Origin of the sequence: Algibacter sp. L3A6 (assembly GCF_009796825.1) — a bacterium.
Taxonomy (GTDB): domain Bacteria; phylum Bacteroidota; class Bacteroidia; order Flavobacteriales; family Flavobacteriaceae; genus Algibacter.
Map to the genome: position 1 here is coordinate 1,094,859 of NZ_CP047030.1, position 19,592 is coordinate 1,114,450.

Sequence of the window (19,592 nt, forward strand, 5' to 3'; positions counted from 1 at the left end):
ATGACACAAACAAAACAACTCAAACAATTTTCGAAATATACCCTAATAGCTTTGCTACTAACTTGCTTTAATTGCAGTAGCTTTTTAGAGCAAGAACCAGGATCACAAACATCTATCACAGAATTATTAGATACTACGGATGGTGTGGTAACCGCTCTAAATGGTGCTTATCATGATTTAGAATCCAATGTTAGAGGGAACTATACCATTTATGCTGATATGCAAGCCGGCAATACCACATTTACCCCAACAGAAACCGGTAGTAATACAGGACAGATTACGGCGCCATCCAATGTGGAAAACATTTACAACTTTACAGATTTAGCAGATGAGAGTAACCTTGAAGGATTTTATGATGATAGTTACGACATTATAAACCAAACAAACCTCATACTAGAATATGTAGACACCCTAACAGACTCTAATGATGATGTTAAAAACCAAATAAGAGCCGAAGCCTTAACGATTAGAGCCTACGCTCATTTTCTATTATCTCAAGTATATGCACAAAACTATGGTTTTACTGCAGATGCTAGTCATTTAGGGCTTGTATACAGCAAAACAACCTTAACCAATGGCATCACTTACCCTTCTAGAGAAACATTAGCAACAACCTACAATTTAATTATTGACGATTTAACTTCAGCAATAAACAACTACTCCAACACTTTACTTTTTGATGGACCAACGTATTCTTACTTTAATAAAGTAAGCACTCAAGCTTTACTTGCTCGAGTTTACGTTTCTAAATACGATTGGCAAAATGCTTATGATTTGGCAAATGAAGTGATTCTGAATTCTGGAAAAACACTAACACCTTCTGAAGATTATATAGCAGAATGGGAAAAAACAGACTTACCAATTTCTGAAGTATTGCTAGAGTTTTCAATTCCTCGGGATACTGGCGGTACAGTTGGTGGCTCACTATCGAGTTCTTATGGTTTTACCTCAACTACAGATTATGCAGATTATGTAGCCTCGGAAGATATACTAAACCTTTTTGAAACTAACGATTTGCGAGGACAACTTTTTCTTGAATCCAATTTACCAACCTTAATTGATGGTGAATTAGAAGATCGCCCCTATTATTTCACCAAAAAATTTCAAGATAACCCAGGCTTTGTAGCCATCAGATTAAGTGAAATGTATTTAATAAGAGCTGAAGCATCATTAGGACTTGAAAATCTAGAAGACTGTAAAGACGACATCAATATATTAAGAAACCGAGCAAATACCACACTACTAACAGAGACCACCAATTTAGAAGATATCCTTTTATTAGAACGCCGAAAAGAAATGTGTTTCGAAGCTCAATATTTATTCGATTTAGCGAGATTTCAACAAAATATTGTACGAGGTGCAGACTGCGTATCGCAAACTTGTAACTTAATTTATCCTTCAGGAAAATACATACTTCCAATTCCAGATAGCAACATCGAACTTAACTCTAATTTACAGCAAAATGACACATACTAAAACCATATTAGCCATAGCAACCGTTTTTACCATGATGTTTTCATGCTCTAAAAATGATGATAACACAGCCGATAACGTGCCTAGTTATGTTCGGTTTAATTTTTTAACCAACAGCAACAACGAACCATTAGAATACCCACAAGTAAGCAGTGCCATTATACCAAGCGTTAGTTATACAAACACAGGGATTAACACTTTAAAAGTACCTGTAACTCTAACATCTTACACCTTAGAAAACGAAGTAACCGTAAATTACAGCGCTGTATCTTCCTCTAATGAAGACTTGTTTACTATCAGTCCGGTAAACCAAGTTTCGTTTCAAAACAATCAATTAACCGATACCATTTATATCAACTTTAACAAACGATGGTCTAGTGAAGAAAGCATCATTTTAAACCTAGAATCGGTATCAGACCCTTCGATAAATTTAGGCAACTTAAATTCAAATGAAACTAATACAGAATTCACTATTAATTTAGAGCCTATTACAACCACCTATACATTTCTGGCAAACAGAATTGAAATTACAGGTGCAGCAGGTGAACAAATAGACTTTGCCGTAAATTTCCCTAACGGATACCTTCCTTCGGAAATTGAAACCTCAGATATTTTTAAATTTTTAAACGGCTTCGATTATAGCATTGAGCCACTAGATATAGGAGAAAACACTTCGACTATAAACTACAGAATTACTTTAAATGAATCTATTGAAAATGATGATGTATTATACCAAACCATAATTACGTTAATTGATAGCGAAAACTACACAACCACAGGAAATAGTACACTACAAATTGTAAAGCCTATTAAGTCCGACCGTGATGTTACTGTTAATATAGCTGCGAATTTCTACAATTTATCAGATTCATTTTATCGTACCTACGTAGAGCATTGGAACGATTTTAATGAAGATGGCGAATGCGCTTGGCAATCTACTTTTGCTTTCACCTACCCTATTGTTGTAGAATCTACAAACCCTAATGCTGTACTTTATAGCGATAATGATACTGCCGATCCGCTAGACGACATTTACCATCATGCCTTTCAAATTGGTTTCGATAGCCCTATTGCAACCACTACTACAAATGCATTCAACTTAAAAAGATACTTTAGTAACGAGAGCACAAGTAGAGCAAACTCTCCTGGATTTAATACCACACCTGCTATAGAGTTTTTCCCAGAAAACGGAACAAGTACAACTAACGGTTCTATTTTAATAATCCCTCAGTTTTTAACCATTTCTAACACAAGTGACGAAAGTTTTTCTTTTGCTATTTCAGGTGAAGGCACTTACGAAGAAGTAAGCCCAGGTATTTTCGAACTTAAATTTCAACTAAACCTAACTAACGACGCCATTTTCGGAGGTACAATCACTTCAGAATATCGCTTATACAACACTAGTAGTTATACCGACCCCGAAGATTTAACTACTAACAACTGCATTACAGAATACATACTAGAATAACCATGAGAAACAACCTAATTTTATCCTTATTCATTTGTGTTTTTATATGCTCGTGCAAAACAGAACATAAAGACGAATACACCAATATTGCAAACTTAAAAGCAATTTACTCTAATGGTGATATTACTAAATGGCCTGCACCAGATTTAGATAGTACAGTAAATAAAGAAACTTTTAAAGATATTGGCGCTTTACCCAAATTACAACATCCAGAATACAACCCGTTTAGTCAAGAAAAATCGAAACTCGGTAAAACACTCTTTTTCGACCCAAGACTATCTGTTAGCGGACAAATAGCATGTGCGTCTTGCCATAATCCAGAATTAGCATGGACGGATAATTCCACACGTTCTTTTGGTCACAATCGTCAAACCGGAGCGCGAAACTCTATGACTATTTTAAACTCTGGTTTTGCGCACAGTCTCTTCTGGGATGGTCGCGCTTCTAGCTTAGAAGACCAAGCCAGATTCCCTATTGGAGACCCTTTAGAGATGAACGAAAAACTCAATATTGCCGTTGATAAAATAGCCGAAATAGAAGGCTACAAACCCTTGTTTGAAGCAGCCTTTGGAAATGACACTATTTCATTAGAACGTATTCAATTTGCCATAGCAACCTTTGAACGTACCGTAAACAGCTACAAAACAAGGTTCGATAAATTTGTTGAAGGCGACTCTACAAAACTTAACAATCAAGAGGTATTAGGACTGCATGTATTCCGTACAAAAGCAAGATGTATCAATTGCCATAATACACCATATTTCTCAGACAATCAATTTCATAACGACGGGCAAACCTTGTTTGGAACAAAAGATGAAGATTTTGGCCGCTATAACGTAACCAAAAACATGGATGATATCGGAAAAATTAGAACTCCAACATTAAGAGAAGTTGCCAGAACTGGGCCTTGGATGCATAATGGGCACTTCCCTAGCTTATTAGATGTTGTTCAGTTTTACAACCTTGGCAACCCTGCAGTTGTTCAGAAAAAATATTTAGGTAAAGGGCGCGACTCTTTAATACCTGAGAACTCGCCGATCTTAAAAAAATTAGATCTAGAAAAAAATGAAATTGAAGCCTTAATAGCTTTTATGGAAACGTTGTCTTCTAGCCGAGGCAGAACATTAATACCAAAACTCCCACAATAAATTTTTATTAACTCAAAATTTTAAATTATGAAAAAACAATTACTCTCACTTGTCGTCATTTTAAGCGCCTTAATTTCAAATGCCCAAGTAACTTTAGTTAAAGAAATTAACGACAATACTACATCTAGCTCGAGCCCGGCAAACCTTACTGTGCACAATGGCCAAATATTTTTTGCAGCCGATGATTCCAATGGCTCAAACACACCAGGTGGTGCTGATTTAGGAAAAGAACTTTGGGTTACCGATGGCACCAGCACAGGAACCACTTTTGTTAAAGATATAAGAACTGGCTCATCTGGATCTAACCCTTTCAACCTCTTTTCTTTTAACGACAAATTTTATTTCACAGCTTTCGATACAAGTTCAGAATTATGGACATCTGATGGTACTGAAGCAGGAACTACTAAAGTAGATATCATGCCTTCCATTACAGGCGAAGCACCACAACGTTTCGTTGAACTCGATGGTTTAGCATATTTTACAGTAGGTGGCCAACCCGGAAGTACCTCAGCCGAAACCGCTAATAAATTAGTGCAATGGGATGGTATAAATGATGCCGTACAAGTTGCAGATGTTGGTTCGGGTTTCGAATCGATTTTACAAAGCATGATTATATTTAACAATCAAATTTTCATGTACATGAATTACTCTACAGATGATGCTACGGTTGGAAATGAACTATATGCATATAACCCCACAGCAGATACTTTTTCGCTAATTAAAGATATCGACACCGGAACAGGAGACTCAAGTATTAGCAACTTTACTATTCTGGGCAGTACACTTTATTTTGAAGCAGATAACGCACTATGGAAAACCGATGGAACCACAGCTGGAACTCTTGCTGTAGCATCTGCATCTACTCTTGCTGGTATTGCAAATTTATACGCTTGGAACAATCTATTGTTTTTTGAGGGAGATGATGCCTCAAACGGCGACCAACTCTATGTTTATAATCCAACTTTAGATACAGTAACAAACATTAGCAACATATCAGGGAGTAACAATGATCATAACCCTAGTGATTTTGCAGCGTACAACGGTTATTTATATTACAGCGGATCGAGTTCTACTAGTTCAGACAAATATTTATTTAGAACCGATGGTTTAACCATATCTCAAATAGACGCTACCATTAAAGACATAGATGAAATAACGCTTCTAGAAGATGTTCTCTATTTTGAAGGTGATAATGGAACTACAGGGAATGAACTTTACAGTTTAGATCCTTCAACACTATCTGTTACTAATGCTCAAGCAGAAATAATTAGCATCTACCCAAACCCTACTTCAGATTACATTATGGTACCATCAAGTTTAGTAAATACAAATTATACTATTCATGATATTACAGGAAAACAAGTCGCTCAAGGACTTATTTCTTCAGAAAAAATTGAATTGAGTTTAAAAAGCGGTATGTATTTATTAAATATAAAAACAGACCTAAGTAGCATTACAAAAAAGGTTGTGGTAAAGTAATTAATAGCAAATTATCTATCCCATACTTTGAAAGCCTCGTTAATTCGAGGCTTTTTTTTATACAATTTTGTAACAAAACACCTGCTTTAACGTTCTAATAGTCAATCAATCAAAAATCAATCACATTATGCTAAAGCAATTCTTCATCATTTGCTCTGGCGCCGACACCGATATTCTAGAGCAATGCTCTAAGGGTGAACAAAATAAATATGCGGGCATTGGCGCAACCGTTTTCTTTACTGCACTTATGGCTTTTATAGCCGCCAGTTATGCACTCTACACTGTTTTCGACAATAACTATGCTGCCATTGGCTTCGGTTTTATTTGGGGATTACTTATTTTTAATTTAGACCGTTACATTGTTTCTACAATCAAGAAAACCGGTCGTTTTTTAGACGAGTTACTCCAAGCTACACCAAGAATTATGCTTGCCGTAATTATAGCTATTGTCATTTCTAAGCCTTTAGAATTAAAGATTTTTGAAAAAGAAATTAATCAGGTTTTATTAGAACAGAAAAACGATTTAACCTTAGCCAATCAAAATCAAATATTAGCACAATTTAATCCAGAAATAACTGCTCTAGAAACAGACATAACAACTCTAGAAAGCGAGGTTATCAATAAAGAAGTTGAGGTTAATGCGCTTTACAATACTTACATCTCAGAGGCCGAAGGCACAGCAGGAACTAATCGCTTAGGCAAAGGCCCTGTTTATAAAGAAAAAAGAGAAAAGCATGATGCTTTACTTGCCGAACTTCAACAATTAAAATTAGAAAATAAAGAGAAAAAAGCAGATTTAGAGCAACAGATTGCTACACTAAAAACAAATTACCAATTACAGGTTGACACTACGCAACCTGTAATTAATAATTTTGATGGATTAATGGCGCGTGTAAACGCTCTAGGCACCTTATCATGGATGCCATCCTTTTTTATATTCTTGTTATTTTTAGCTATTGAAACTTCACCCATTTTCGCGAAACTATTATCGCCAAAAGGGCCTTACGATTTTAAATTAGAAGATTTAGAAATGGCTATTAAAACCCATGTTCTTCAAAATAAAAATCAGCGAGAAGCCTTACTAAAAACAGATAACGCCATTAATGACCGTGTATATACCGATTTAAAAACCGAAGATGAACTTTACACCTATAAACGCAAAAAAACTAGAGAGCTTATGCAATTACAAGCCGATGCTTTTTTCAAACATCAAAAGAACATTTTATAGGCTAACACCAATAATTACGCAGCCACATTGGTTTTAAAATGATTGTATAAATCTTTACTACCAAAACCAATAATAGCCATACTTTTATTTTTGGCTACGGCTTCGTTGTGTAATTCTGTTAAAGCTTTTACACCGTGACGATCCATACTTTTAACATCTTCTATACTGATGGTAAGTGTACTTACGCGATTAAAAATATCTTGAAATTCGTTTTGAAAAACAGATAAACTCTTTTTATTTAGTTCACCTTTAATCTTGAAAAAGTTGTTGCAGTTTGTAATACGTAAATCCATAATAAGTTAATTTTTTAGTTAAATGATAAATCTGAGGGAAACATAATCAATTGATTATGAGATAAAAGTATATTATTAAAGAGTTACGTGAAGAATTTTTTCGATTAAAAGAATTCATCCTTGGACGAAAAATAATTACGTGTCAATTTAACCGATGAGTAACCTACTTAAACATCATTTTAAAACAAAAACAGTAAAATACAGCAAGAACTAGAATCACTTATTAGCACTTTAACTATATTTCGCTCTCATAAATCTATTTTCCATTCCCGTTTTAATTTCGGCATAGATTTGGTATCAAAATTTTTATATAAATTGCAACATGAAAAAACTCGTTCTACTCATCTGTCTTATTTCAGCTTTCAATAGTTATTCTCAAAACGAAGAAAAAGATATAAAAGCTATTAATAAAGTATTAAAAGCACAACGTATTGCTTGGTCTAAGCACGACTTAGAAGGCTATATGGAGGGGTATTGGAAAAGTGATTCTCTTAAGTTTTACGGTAAAAACGGCGTAACTTACGGCTGGGAAGACACTTTTGATCGTTACGAAAAAAGCTATCCAACCAAAGATCACACGGGGACTTTAAGCTTTAAAATAAACGACATCACTAAAATAAGTGCAGATGCTTACTATGTACTTGGTGAGTTTCACTTAAAGCGAGAAGTTGGCAATGCAGACGGTATTTTCATGCTTATTTTCAAGCGCATCAATGGCGAGTGGAAAATTGTTGCAGACACCTCGTGCTAAACTTGTAAAAACAGGAAAGTATCACCTTACTTATTACAAATATTCTTCAATAACACTAATAAGTGTGTTTGCATCTTGCGTTCCGGTATGGCGCCATTTCATTTCACCATCTTTATAAACAATTAAAGTTGGCAGGCCTTTTACTTGTAAAGCCTCTGTTAATTCTTGGTTTTTTTCGACGTCAATTTTTATCACCTTAGCTTTATCGCCTAAGGCTGCTGCTACATCTCGTAAAACGTCGTGCATAGCTTTAGATGGCTCACTCTCTTCTGCAAAAAAATCTAGCAGTACAGGTGTATTAACATCGATAAGTTCCCCAAATTTTGACATATTATAAAGTTTTTTTGTCTATTTAATAGTTTTCTAAGCGGATAGAAAATCGTGATTAAAAATTCTATTTGATTATTATAAATATAAACAATTTAAGATAAACAGCAACAACAAAGGCCGTTTAAACCGGTTCGGCACCTTTCTTAAGTTCTATTACAGTAATTTCTGGCCAAATACCAACACGCCCAGGGAACGCCAAATAGCCAAAACCACGGTTTACGTTTATGTACTGCCCCATTTCTTTGTAAATACCAGCCCAATATTTGTAGCGCCATTTTACCGGACTCCATTTAAACCAACCCGGAATTTCAATTCCAAATTGCATACCGTGTGTGTGTCCGCTTAATGTTAAATGGTAATGGTAATCATCGTCAATCACCTTTTTCTCCCAGTGCGACGGATCGTGACTCATTAAAATTTTAAAATCGTTTTTATCAATAGTAGCGGCTGCTTTATGCAAATCGCCTGCAGTTTTAAAACCACCAGCACCCCAGTTTTCAACACCCACTAAAGCAATACGCTCACCATTTTTTTCAAGGTATTTACTTTCATTCAGCAAAAGGTTAAACCCTATTTCTTTTTGTAAAGCCTTTAAATCTTCAAGGTTTTGGTGTTTCGCTTCATCCGATTCCCAATTAACATAATCGCCATAATCGTGATTTCCTAATACAGAATATAAGCCATCTTTAGCTTTCAACTTATTAAAAACCGTTTTATAAGGCACCAATTCTTCAGCTTTATTATTTACAATATCGCCGGTAAATAAAATCACATCACTGTCCTGTTCATTAATTAAATCTACGGCATATTTCACCTTTTCCATATTATCGAAACTTCCAGAATGGATATCGCTAATCTGCGTTAGTTTATAACCATCAAAAGCAGCCGGTAAATCTTCAAAATGTAAAGTGTATTTTAAAACTTTATAATTGTAGCGACCTTTATAAATACCATAAATTATAGAAGCCAAAGGAATGGCAGCCAAGCCTAAAGCCACTTTACTTATAAACTGGCGACGCGATGCAAAATAATTCCCTTTTGCAGCTTCACCTACCGTAAAATAACGATACAGTGCCTGTGGCACTCTAAAAATATCTTCAAAAAACACACCTAAAACCAACACCATTTTTGGCACTAAAAGCGCTATAAAAAACCCAATAGCATAAGAGTTCGCATGTGTAAAACCATTACGACGACTAAAGCCATAAAATTGAAACACAAAATTGCCAATAATTAATACCGTAATTACCCAATATAGTAGATGTATCCAGTTGTTTCTAACCACCGTTTTAAAGGCCTGAAAGGCGTAATAATCGGCAATCAGGAAAACAGCTAAAAATATAATCCAACGTAGCATATGCTCTTTTTTTCATCAAAGATAACGGTATTACCAATTAATGTGCGCCATAGCAAATGGATTTAACGAATTGTTAAGAGTCTTCATTTAAAACAAACCACCATATTTTATTGACAAAATGCGGCGTTATTATCTAGAGTTTCAAAATAATTTCTGAAGTTTTAATTAAAATGAAAACGAGATTTTTCGACTAAAACATTTTAACACGTTTAGGGCATTCAAACTTTAAATTATAACCATAACTTTTTGTAGTTTTGAAATTCTATCAAAATTTATAAAATGTCCGATAACAAACGCGTATTTCTAGTTGATGCTTTTGCATTAATTTTCCGTGGCTACTATGCCTTTATAAAGAACCCAAGAATAAACTCTAAAGGCACTGATACCTCAGCAATTTTAGGTTTTATGAACTCACTTTTAGACGTTATTAAACGTGAGCGACCAGACCATTTAGCCGTTTGTTTCGATAAAGGAGGTAGTGCCGATAGAGTAGAAATGTTTGAGGCTTACAAAGCCAATAGAGATGAAACTCCAGAAGCTATAAAAATTGCCGTGCCTATTATCCAAGAGATTCTAAAAGCCATGCACATCCCTATTATGGTAAAAGCAGGTTTCGAGGCCGATGATGTTATTGGTACTCTAGCCAAACAAGCCGAAAAAGAAGGTTACCAAACTTTTATGGTAACACCCGATAAAGATTTTGCTCAGTTGGTTAGCGAAAATATATTTATGTATCGCCCTATGTTTGGTGGCGGTTACGAAACTTGGGGAATCCCTGAGGTTCAGAAAAAGTTTGAAGTTACCGACCCATTACAAGTTATCGACTTTTTAGGCATGATGGGTGATGCCAGTGATAACATACCTGGTTTACCAGGTGTTGGCGAAAAAACAGCTAAAAAATTCCTTGCCGCTTATGGCTCTATGGAAAACCTTTTTGAACACACGCACGAGCTAAAAGGTAAAATGAAAGAGAAAATTGAAGCCAATAAAGAATTGGGTTTACTTTCTAAAAAATTAGCAACCATTATGCTGGATGTTCCGGTGGAATTTAATGCGAAAGATTTCGAATTAGATCAACCCGATATTCCGAAGGTTACAGAAATTTTCGAAGAGTTAGAATTTAGACGCCTTATAGATAATTTCACAAAAACTTTTACAGCTCAAGCAGCAGCAACTTCAACAGAAACTACCGAAAAAAGCAACGAAGAAAAAGCGACACCAAAAGAAGAAGCTTCGGCTGGTGCCGGGCAATTTTCATTGTTTGGTGGCGATCCATCCAGTACAACTAAAGAAGAAATCGTTACCGAGCATACCCGAAAAACAGCCGAAAACACCTCGCATTTTTACCAAAGTGTGGCCGCAGGCATGGGCACAAAATTATTTCTCAAAAATTTAATGAGTCAAACCTCGGTTTGTTTTGATACCGAAACTACGGGCTTAAACCCGCTAACCGCAGAATTGGTTGGTATTTCATTTTCATGGGAAGTTGGAAAAGGCTTTTACCTACCATTCCCGGAAGATAAAACCGAAGCCCAAGACCTTATCGAGCAATTACGTCCCTTTTTCGAAAGTGAAAGTATTGAAAAAGTAGGTCAGAATTTAAAATACGATATTAAAGTTCTTGCAAAATACAATGTCGATGTCAAAGGTAAATTGTTCGATACCATGCTTGCGCATTATCTTATAAATCCAGATATGCGTCACAATATGGATATCTTGGCTGAAACGTATTTAAACTACACGCCAATTTCCATTACCGAGCTTATTGGTAAAAAAGGAAAAAACCAATTATCTATGCGCGATGTGCCTCTGGAAAAACAAACGGAATACGCTGTTGAAGATGCCGATATTACCCTGCAACTCAAAGAACATTTTACAAATGAGTTAGGCGAAGCTAATACACAAAAATTATTCGATGAGATTGAAATCCCATTACTTCGGGTGCTTGCCGCCATGGAATTAGAAGGAATTAATTTAGATGAAGAGTTCCTGAATTCTTTAGCCGAAGCTTTAAATAACGATATTGAAACATTAGAAAAAAGCATTTACGAAGCCGCTGGTGAAGAATTTAATATTGCCTCGCCAAAACAATTAGGTATTGTGCTTTTTGAAAATCTAAAACTGGTAGATAAACCTAAGAAAACCAAAACAGGACAGTATGCCACAGGCGAAGATATTTTATCTTACCTCGCTAAAGATCATGCTATAATTCAAAATATTTTGGATTACCGTGGTTTAGCAAAACTGAAAAGTACATACGTCGATGCCTTACCGCTACAAGTAGAACCAACTACAGGCCGTGTACATACCGATTACATGCAAACCGTTGCCGCTACAGGCCGTTTAAGTAGTAACAACCCCAACTTACAGAATATACCAATACGTACCGAACGTGGTCGCCAAGTGCGTAAAGCCTTTGTACCAAGAAGTGAAGAGTACACGCTTTTAGCTGCCGATTATAGCCAAATAGAACTGCGTATTATTGCGGCCTTAAGTAAAGAGGAAACCATGATTGAAGCCTTTAAAAACGGTGAAGATATTCACGCCTCTACCGCATCGAAAGTATTTAATGTACCCTTAGATGAAGTGACTCGCGAGCAACGTAGCAACGCTAAAACCGTAAACTTCGGAATTATTTATGGCGTGTCTGCCTTTGGGTTAAGTAACCAAACCGATTTATCCCGTGGTGAAGCCAAAGAACTGATAGACACCTATTACGAAACCTACCCAAAACTACGTGCATACATGAGCGAGCAAGTCGATTTTGCACGCGATAATGGCTATGTGCAAACCGTTTTAGGGCGTCGTCGTTATTTAAAAGATATTAATTCTAGAAATGGCGTGGTACGTGGTGCCGCAGAACGTAATGCCGTAAACGCGCCTATACAAGGTAGCGCTGCCGATATTATTAAAATTGCCATGATTAATATTTTTAATAAACTTAATGCTGGTGATTTCAAAACCAAAATGCTTTTACAAGTGCATGATGAATTGGTTTTTGATGTGTATAAACCTGAATTAGAAGACATGAAAACCCTCATTAAAACCGAAATGGAACAAGCCTTTAAAATGGATGTGCCTTTAGATGTGGAATTGGATACGGGTTTAAATTGGTTGGAGGCACATTAATTTAATATAAAAATTTTAGTTAAAAATGAGGAAACCCGTAAAATAGTACAAATCATTTTTTATACTTTTAACTTTTATATAAACACATAATATTTTAAATAAAAACGCACATTTTTATCTATAAAAAACTAAGTTTATAAATTCACTTTACAGAAAGTGTACCTCACTAGTATTTCTATATTTAAAATAAAGAATAAGATATTATAACATTAAATTTCTAAAACATGAATTGGATTGTATTGTATGAGAAATCTGGAAAAATTGTATTAACATCAAAAAAGAATTCAAATTCTGGACTATTGCCCAAAGGAAGTTACCTTACAGTAGATATGTCGATTAAAGGAGATTTAGATAATAACAAAGAAAATATAGAAGATAATCGAAAATTTGTCCTTAGGGTTGAAGAGAGTGAACAAACAGCAATATATTCACCTAGCCCTCTTCTTGCTGATTTAAACTTAGGCCTTCAGGAAGCTGATCGGGAATGTAAAAATCAAATTACTGCTCACCGAGTTTACGATATCACTCAAAGAGAAGATGGATTGGTTGATTATATAAAACCTCAAGCTCTCGCCAGACTATCTACAGAAGAAGAAATATTAAAAGCAACAGATTCAGAAAGAAACAATGGACCATACCTATTTCCTGCTACTGTTCATACCTCGAGATGCCAAAAAATAAATGATGTAAATAGAAAACCTGTTAAATTAAGAATTCCTGAAGATGTTTACTGGCATCAAATTCAAATAACAGGGAAAACAGGGTCAGGAAAAACTGTAGCTACTAAATATTTAGCACAACACTTCATTGAGAATAAGATTAAAGCAGATGGAATTAATAGATACGGGTGTGTTTTAGCTATCAATGTTAAAGATGTTGATTTCCTTAATATGGATAAAAAAACTGAAACGAACAACAAGGAAGCTAAAAGAGAGTGGGCTTCATTAAATTTTGAACCAAATGGAGTTCAAAATTACGAGATTCTATATAGTGCTCATGAAAACTTAAACAATGTAATTTCTCAAGGAGTAAGCGAAGATTTATGCACACCAATAACTCTTAACGCAAGTAAAATTGACCCAGAATCTTTACTTGGAATAGTAGAAAACTTAACAGAGTTAGCTACTCAAGCTCTTCCTGATGTTTTTAGATATTGGCAAAGAAACAATCCTAATGGTCGTTTTTCACATTTTTTAGATTTTCTAGAAGATTGTAAAGATCAAGATTACAACTTTAACACAAGGGATGTAGCGGAAAGAGACGGAACTACTAGGTTAAACCCTGCTACAGCAAACGCAATGATTTCTAGATTGAAAAATGCTAACAGATATTTTGAAAATGAAAAAGGGAATGAAATAGACGCTGACTCAATTTTACAAGAAGGCAAAATGACAGTTATAGATGTTGCGAGAAGTATAGAGTTCGGCTCTATAGTTTTAAGATATTTATTAAATAGAATAGTAGTTGAGAAAACTGAAAATAATAATGATATACCCATCCTAATAATAATAGATGAAGTTCACCAATTTTACAAATCATCTGCTTCTAGGAATGCATTAGGAGACTTAGATACTATTTGTAGGATTGGTAGAAGTAAAAAAATAGGGGTAGTTTTTTCTTCACAAAACATCAACGATATTCCAAATGGTCTAACATCGGTAATTAATACAAAATTCATGTTTAAAACCGATGAATTTAATAAAAAAATAAATGGAATTAATCCTGATGATATTCAGTCAATGAAAGCAGGGTATTGTGTTACCAATATTCATGGTCTACCCCAATTAAAACTTGCTAAATTTCCCCTTTCCAAATCAGGTATATTATGATAAATAAAGAACAAAAATATAGAAAAGAACTTTTTGAACTTCTTAAAGGTGATTTCGAAACAGGTAATGAGAATGATCTATCTTTAGAGTTGATTCAAGAAGTCTTTATAGCGGATTATAAAGATATAAATATAGAAGAAATTTTAAATAAGCTTACTAGTGATGAATAATATAGATTATAAGTTAGAAATACTAGGAGAGCAAAAAACCTATCATCCTAGGCAAGAGTTTATTTTACCAATTATAAATTCGAATAAGAAGATTTTCGAAATAACAGCGGATAATAGTTACGGAAAAACTTTTGTTTTAAATCTCTTAGCGTATGCGCTTGAAGCTGACAAACTAGATGATGAAAGAATTTTAAAATCTATTAAAGAATCCATTTCTAGATATGATGATGAAACAGCGTATGGATTAAATTATGAAATTGATTTAAAATTACCAGATAATAAAAAACTATCATTATCAAAAAGTACTGGTAGAGGTAAAATAATCCAAATTGATGGGGGTTCACCTATTAACCACAAAATTCTGCATAGAGATTTGACTGTGATTTATGATGTCCCAACGAATCCAAACGAAAGATTAAACGCCGTAATTAAAGATTTAGGAACTTGGAATGAAAATTTAAGGTCAAAAACTATTAAAATAGCAAAATATTTCAGTGATATTTCAAAAGAATTTGACAGCGTTAGAAATGAGGATAAGATTGAAAATCTAGAAAAAGAGACCTTATTAACTAAAAAACATATTGAAGATATTGATAAAAGAATTCAAATAAAAGAATCTTGGATATTTGAACTGAAAATATATAGTAATTTAAAAAACCTGAGTCTTTTTTTAGAAAAGCGCTTACTTTTAGAATCTAGATTAGTAAAAAAACAAAAAGCATTTAAGCTTTTAAAAAAACCTTCTAAAATTGAGAAAAAAGACGAATTAAAAATCAGAAATTTCAATAATCAATTAGCGGTTCTAGAAAAGCAATTTAAAGAAATTATTTCTAAGCTAATTGCTGAAATAAATAAAGATTCGGAATTAGAAGAACTAATCAGTGACGATAAAGCTATTACGGAATACTATGATTTCATAAAAAACACTGAGATCAATGACATAATTCAAAGCGATAATTATGTCTCTATGCAAAAAAAATATATTGGAAGTATTGATTATATCAAAGACATAATTCTTCGATTTATTTTAGAAAAAAAGAACAACAAATCATACATAATTCATAATTCATACAAGGACTTAATAAACCTATTGGAAGAGTTAGTAGAAAATGAGATTGACCATTTTCTAAAAAATGCTATTTCTGTTGATTCGAAAAAATTAAAAAACAGCCTTGAAGCTATTATTAACGATCATAAAGTAAAAGATTACGACTCACTAAAATCATTCCTAATAACGGGCTTAAAACCTTTAGGAGGATATATTATCCAATATATGAGAATACAATCTCAACTCAACAAGGAAAATAAAAAGAAACTTGTGGATGACGATGGTAGCATTTATTACAAAACGGAGGCTGAAATAAAAGAGATTAAGCAAACTTTGAAATCAATAAAAAACAAATTTGATTTAATCTGTGCTCAGTGTGCTAATGATTTAAAAATTTCTGATTTAAGTAGGTTCGACTCTCTTGATAAATTATCAGCACTGCAATATAACGTTAAACAAAAAATATCAAACCCTCAATTATTGGAAAACTTAAATTTCTCAAAAGCTGATATTGAAAGGAAACTAAGAGATTTACGTGAAAAAATTAAGAGTTTAGATTCGGATAGAAGATTAAATGAGAGGGCTCTTGAAATGGAGAAAACTAAAAAGCCTTCGCGATATAATGATGCTCAAAAGAATAAAATAAAATCTTTTTTACACACTATTACGCTAATTAATGTCAACCTTAAGTCTTATGCTGATTTGATTTCAAAAATAGAAGGAGGTAATCTCTCAGAATTTACAGCACAAGAAGATGTAAAATTCATGGAATTAGCGGGTAAAATAATAGCTTACTCCATGGACAACAAGTTATTAAGAGCTGATGGTGATTTTGTTAATCTGGAATTTTATAATATGATAAAGCAGGAGTTTCATTGTGAAAACGGAATTATCATAAAAAAAGATGACGTATCAACAGGTTTAGCGAGTGCTAATTATTTGAAACAAAGGATAGAAAATGTCGAAGGCAAATATGTAGTTGTATTACTTGACGAAATTGGTAATATGGCACAGAATGCCTTGGATTCAGTAATTTCATCCATTAAAAAGATTGAAAATCAAAATAGATTAGTAATGGCTGTTTTTACAAGGCCAAATTCTAATGGAATTAAAATTATAGAATATTAATGGAAGATTTATTAGAGAAATTATACAACAGTCTTTGCGTTGCATTTCAAGAAAGATTAAAAACAAAAGAGATCTATCATTTTGAAAATGAACAAGGAATAGATGTTTTTAAAACTCTGATGTTTTTAAAAAAAAACAATAACGACTTAAATAAGTTGATGCTAAATGGCTCTGTTTCTATTGACGAATTAAAATATCTTTTTGACAAAGATGTTATCGATAAATGTTTCAAGGATAATTACATAATACGAGGTAATTTAATTAATAATGATAAGGTGTTTATTGGAGCAAATGGAATGTTTAAACTTTATTCAATTAAAAATTATAACATACAGGAGGTTTTCAAAGCATTCGATTCTAATAATTTTAAAATAGAAAAGAAACTTTCTTTAAAAACTCAAGAGAAAATCTGGTGTATTTTCTTGGTGCTTTTTGGGGCAGATAATGCAGAAAATTGTTTTAACACTGAAGGATTATCTACAAATAAACTAAGCGATTATCATAAGTTTTTCATTTCTATAGAAAAAGAAATGGAAGATAACGATTTGAGTTTAGGTAAAAAAGTAGGATGGGAAACTGGAAAAGATTCCGTTTTTAGGAAATTTATCACTAATAATGTTGATTTACCTAAAACATCTTTATATTTTAAAAAAGGATCTTATCAGTACTATTTGGATTTGAGTAAAAGAAAAAATGCAATCTATTTTTTAAACCTTATTTTAGACAACTATAAAGAAGAACAGAGATTAATTGCTAATGAAATATTTTATAATGTTTTGAAAGACCTCTCGTTTAAAATATCTATTGATTTAGGAGAAATGCCTGGAACGATTAATAAGTATATAATTGAAGAGCTAAAGAGTTAATTAAAACTTCTTTCTTCGTTCATACTTTTAGTTAGTCCCATTCTTTCAATTTCTTTATATAAATTAGTGGATTTTAAGACCTCTCTAGCGTACATTTCAGATACTTGAATAATTCTTGGCTGCATGTTATTGGAGCTACCATTTGCAAGATACTGGTAGTATATCAAATCAAATACATCATCACCATACCAACCTTCTTCAAAAGCTTTTAATGGAAACTCAATTCTAACAGGACTTCTATTATCAAAAACTTTCATGAAGCACATTGCTTTACTTCTACCTTCTTTAGAAGTGTATGCAAATACAGGAGATACGTTACCCGTTTTTAAATTAACATAAGCCCAATGCAAGTCAGAATTATATCCTCTTGCAAAATTAAATCGTTCAGTTATTATCGTACTCTCACTATTTTTAACAAAAAACACAGGTCGACAGTTCTTAGAAAGTAAATAATCTATTAACACAAAATTCCCACTAGTTGAGGCACCTGAAAACATTGAACCGTCAATAAAGATTAATGAATTAGAAGGAGCTGCTTTAGAAAGAAAATATGCTCTCTCTTTTACATACTCTTTTGATAAATCCCCAGGAACATCATCTGTTCTAATTATATCCGAAAATTCAGTTGCTTTCCCTGAAATCAAATTAGATTTAGTATAGAATTTTAAGGTAACATAAGCAGCAGGAACATACTCTTTTTTGCTTTGTATGACTGAGTTATGCACAGTACACCTCACTTTCCCTTCTAGAGAGTTAAGTTCTAAAATAGATTCATCATAAGCACATAAAACATCGGCCTGCTTTAAATTTTCAGATAAAATTTTGGTTACCTCTTCATAACCTTTAATTATTCTAATATCTGAACTATCAGAAAGATCTAGTGACTCATTACTAGCCTTAACTATTGTAGCTCGACTAGTAACCGATTTATTTATTAATTTTATAGAATCAATAGTGGTTTTATAATTTTCAGAAAAAATCACTCTCCCTTTGAACTCGTTTTCCATTTGTATTTTTCTAATAATTGATTAATAAATTTTTTATTAAGCCAAAATGATTGCTTGGTTATCTCTACATCTCCATTAGTGTAATTCAAATACGGGATATCAAAATCAGAACTATTCTTAGCATGCGGTCTTAAGTGTATAAAATTTGTTTCCGACTGTTTAGGTAAATTATTATTCGTTCTATATCCTTCTCCATATTTTACTTTTTGCAACACTACTCCTTTTTGAATTACTTGTTGAATCTCCTCCCATTCTTTTCCAATCAAACTCAATTCACTCTCATTTGGCACCCAAAAACTAAAACAACCAATTTTCCAATCATAATAATTATTATAAGCACCTTTCTTTTTATTTTTTATTACCGGTATAAAAAGATAGTTCGAATTTAATTGACTTCTTAATGAAGCATTTTCTAATGGATCTTGACTATCCCATTTCTCAAAAATAGTATTGAATAAAGATACATTAGTAAAAGACATCGCTTCGAAACATTTATAATTTACATCGACAGAAATAAATTTCACCATAATATTATAATCTTTCAACACATCTAAATTATACAATGAATTATTATTAATGTATTTTTTGATTATTACTGAAACTGCCGATTTATTATAAATATTATCTGTTTCTAAATTAATTATATCTCTTATAGTTCTATTTCCTACCAGATTATAAATTTCACTAATTATAATTTGAGTAGCATTATTCATTAGATAAAGATGGTTTCTATTAATTTTTATTTCAAAAGGAATCTTATGAGTTCACAATATAAAAAAACCATATTTAATTTGTCCGATTACATTCAGATAAAAAACCGTTATAAGTATAATAATTATAAAATGTATCTCTATATTTGGACAATATTTGTCTAAAACATTATTTAAT

The 19,592-nt window shown here is 33.1% G+C and carries 16 protein-coding genes; 11 read left to right on the plus strand and 5 right to left on the minus strand.

Going from position 1 to position 19,592, the window contains the following annotated elements:
- From GQR98_RS04595 to GQR98_RS04615, 5 genes are all read left to right on the plus strand, one after another.
- The gene (locus tag GQR98_RS04595) at positions 1-1,476 is read left to right on the plus strand and encodes a RagB/SusD family nutrient uptake outer membrane protein (protein ID WP_159018483.1); all 1,476 of its coding nucleotides are present in this window, start codon (positions 1-3) and stop codon (positions 1,474-1,476) included.
- Positions 1,463-2,941, plus strand: a complete 1,479-nt coding sequence (locus GQR98_RS04600) for a hypothetical protein (RefSeq protein ID WP_159018484.1) — start codon at positions 1,463-1,465, stop codon at positions 2,939-2,941. The genes GQR98_RS04595 and GQR98_RS04600 overlap by 14 nt, the downstream gene beginning before the upstream one ends.
- 2 nt (positions 2,942-2,943) lie before the next feature.
- The gene (locus tag GQR98_RS04605) at positions 2,944-4,089 is read left to right on the plus strand and encodes a cytochrome-c peroxidase (RefSeq protein ID WP_159018485.1); all 1,146 of its coding nucleotides are present in this window, start codon (positions 2,944-2,946) and stop codon (positions 4,087-4,089) included.
- Between the two features lie 27 nt (positions 4,090-4,116).
- Positions 4,117-5,568 (plus strand): T9SS type A sorting domain-containing protein, encoded by a 1,452-nt coding sequence (locus tag GQR98_RS04610; RefSeq protein ID WP_159018486.1) that lies wholly within the window; start codon positions 4,117-4,119, stop codon positions 5,566-5,568.
- Positions 5,569-5,695: 127 nt separating this feature from the next.
- Positions 5,696-6,796 carry a DUF4407 domain-containing protein gene (locus GQR98_RS04615; protein WP_159018487.1) on the plus strand — a complete coding sequence of 367 codons (1,101 nt, stop codon included), beginning with the start codon at positions 5,696-5,698 and terminating at the stop codon, positions 6,794-6,796.
- Positions 6,797-6,810: 14 nt separating this feature from the next.
- On the opposite strand, the gene GQR98_RS04620 is transcribed toward GQR98_RS04615, so the two are convergent.
- Complete coding sequence (locus GQR98_RS04620; protein ID WP_159018488.1) at positions 6,811-7,089, minus strand: hypothetical protein; 279 nt, start codon at positions 7,087-7,089, stop codon at positions 6,811-6,813.
- 322 nt (positions 7,090-7,411) lie between these two features.
- On the opposite strand from GQR98_RS04620, the gene GQR98_RS04625 reads away from it, so the two are divergent.
- Complete coding sequence (locus GQR98_RS04625; protein ID WP_159018489.1) at positions 7,412-7,840, plus strand: YybH family protein; 429 nt, start codon at positions 7,412-7,414, stop codon at positions 7,838-7,840.
- A 33-nt stretch (positions 7,841-7,873) separates the two neighbouring features.
- On the opposite strand, the gene GQR98_RS04630 is transcribed toward GQR98_RS04625, so the two are convergent.
- Both GQR98_RS04630 and GQR98_RS04635 read right to left on the minus strand, forming a co-directional pair.
- Positions 7,874-8,170, minus strand: a complete 297-nt coding sequence (locus GQR98_RS04630) for a thioredoxin family protein (RefSeq protein ID WP_159018490.1) — start codon at positions 8,168-8,170, stop codon at positions 7,874-7,876.
- A 121-nt stretch (positions 8,171-8,291) separates the two neighbouring features.
- On the minus strand, positions 8,292-9,527 hold the full coding sequence (locus GQR98_RS04635; protein ID WP_159018491.1) for a metallophosphoesterase: 1,236 nt from the start codon (positions 9,525-9,527) through the stop codon (positions 8,292-8,294).
- 279 nt (positions 9,528-9,806) lie between these two features.
- On the opposite strand from GQR98_RS04635, the gene polA reads away from it, so the two are divergent.
- The 5 genes from polA to GQR98_RS04660 all read left to right on the plus strand — a co-directional run bounded on the left by polA (position 9,807) and on the right by GQR98_RS04660 (position 17,697).
- A complete protein-coding gene (polA, locus tag GQR98_RS04640) occupies positions 9,807-12,656 on the plus strand; it encodes a DNA polymerase I (protein WP_159018492.1) in 2,850 nt (949 codons plus the stop codon).
- Between the two features lie 224 nt (positions 12,657-12,880).
- A complete protein-coding gene (locus GQR98_RS04645) occupies positions 12,881-14,485 on the plus strand; it encodes an ATP-binding protein (RefSeq protein WP_159018493.1) in 1,605 nt (534 codons plus the stop codon).
- A complete protein-coding gene (locus GQR98_RS04650) occupies positions 14,482-14,655 on the plus strand; it encodes a hypothetical protein (RefSeq protein WP_159018494.1) in 174 nt (57 codons plus the stop codon). The genes GQR98_RS04645 and GQR98_RS04650 overlap by 4 nt, the downstream gene beginning before the upstream one ends.
- A complete protein-coding gene (locus GQR98_RS04655) occupies positions 14,648-16,831 on the plus strand; it encodes a hypothetical protein (protein ID WP_159018495.1) in 2,184 nt (727 codons plus the stop codon). The genes GQR98_RS04650 and GQR98_RS04655 overlap by 8 nt, the downstream gene beginning before the upstream one ends.
- Complete coding sequence (locus tag GQR98_RS04660) at positions 16,831-17,697, plus strand: hypothetical protein (protein ID WP_159018496.1); 867 nt, start codon at positions 16,831-16,833, stop codon at positions 17,695-17,697. The genes GQR98_RS04655 and GQR98_RS04660 overlap by 1 nt, the downstream gene beginning before the upstream one ends.
- On the opposite strand, the gene GQR98_RS04665 is transcribed toward GQR98_RS04660, so the two are convergent.
- Both GQR98_RS04665 and GQR98_RS04670 read right to left on the minus strand, forming a co-directional pair.
- Positions 17,694-18,704, minus strand: a complete 1,011-nt coding sequence (locus tag GQR98_RS04665; RefSeq protein ID WP_159018497.1) for a DNA double-strand break repair nuclease NurA — start codon at positions 18,702-18,704, stop codon at positions 17,694-17,696. The genes GQR98_RS04660 and GQR98_RS04665 overlap by 4 nt on opposite strands.
- Positions 18,677-19,417, minus strand: a complete 741-nt coding sequence (locus GQR98_RS04670; RefSeq protein WP_159018498.1) for a hypothetical protein — start codon at positions 19,415-19,417, stop codon at positions 18,677-18,679. Before GQR98_RS04670 ends, GQR98_RS04665 begins: the two co-directional genes overlap by 28 nt.
- Positions 19,418-19,592 lie beyond the last annotated feature (175 nt).

Bases quoted from the DNA above. Each gene is read 5' to 3' on its own strand.
- GQR98_RS04650 (WP_159018494.1), top strand. From the start codon at position 14,482: ATGATAAATAAAGAACAAAAATATAGAAAAGAACTTTTTGAACTTCTT.
- polA (WP_159018492.1), top strand. From the start codon at position 9,807: ATGTCCGATAACAAACGCGTATTTCTAGTTGATGCTTTTGCATTAATT.
- GQR98_RS04620 (WP_159018488.1), bottom strand. From the start codon at position 7,089: ATGGATTTACGTATTACAAACTGCAACAACTTTTTCAAGATTAAAGGT.
- GQR98_RS04670 (WP_159018498.1), bottom strand. From the start codon at position 19,417: ATGAATAATGCTACTCAAATTATAATTAGTGAAATTTATAATCTGGTA.
- GQR98_RS04660 (WP_159018496.1), top strand. From the start codon at position 16,831: ATGGAAGATTTATTAGAGAAATTATACAACAGTCTTTGCGTTGCATTT.
- GQR98_RS04655 (WP_159018495.1), top strand. From the start codon at position 14,648: ATGAATAATATAGATTATAAGTTAGAAATACTAGGAGAGCAAAAAACC.
- GQR98_RS04595 (WP_159018483.1), top strand. From the start codon at position 1: ATGACACAAACAAAACAACTCAAACAATTTTCGAAATATACCCTAATA.
- GQR98_RS04610 (WP_159018486.1), top strand. From the start codon at position 4,117: ATGAAAAAACAATTACTCTCACTTGTCGTCATTTTAAGCGCCTTAATT.
- GQR98_RS04600 (WP_159018484.1), top strand. From the start codon at position 1,463: ATGACACATACTAAAACCATATTAGCCATAGCAACCGTTTTTACCATG.
- GQR98_RS04635 (WP_159018491.1), bottom strand. From the start codon at position 9,527: ATGCTACGTTGGATTATATTTTTAGCTGTTTTCCTGATTGCCGATTAT.
- GQR98_RS04625 (WP_159018489.1), top strand. From the start codon at position 7,412: ATGAAAAAACTCGTTCTACTCATCTGTCTTATTTCAGCTTTCAATAGT.
- GQR98_RS04630 (WP_159018490.1), bottom strand. From the start codon at position 8,170: ATGTCAAAATTTGGGGAACTTATCGATGTTAATACACCTGTACTGCTA.
- GQR98_RS04615 (WP_159018487.1), top strand. From the start codon at position 5,696: ATGCTAAAGCAATTCTTCATCATTTGCTCTGGCGCCGACACCGATATT.
- GQR98_RS04645 (WP_159018493.1), top strand. From the start codon at position 12,881: ATGAATTGGATTGTATTGTATGAGAAATCTGGAAAAATTGTATTAACA.
- GQR98_RS04665 (WP_159018497.1), bottom strand. From the start codon at position 18,704: ATGGAAAACGAGTTCAAAGGGAGAGTGATTTTTTCTGAAAATTATAAA.
- GQR98_RS04605 (WP_159018485.1), top strand. From the start codon at position 2,944: ATGAGAAACAACCTAATTTTATCCTTATTCATTTGTGTTTTTATATGC.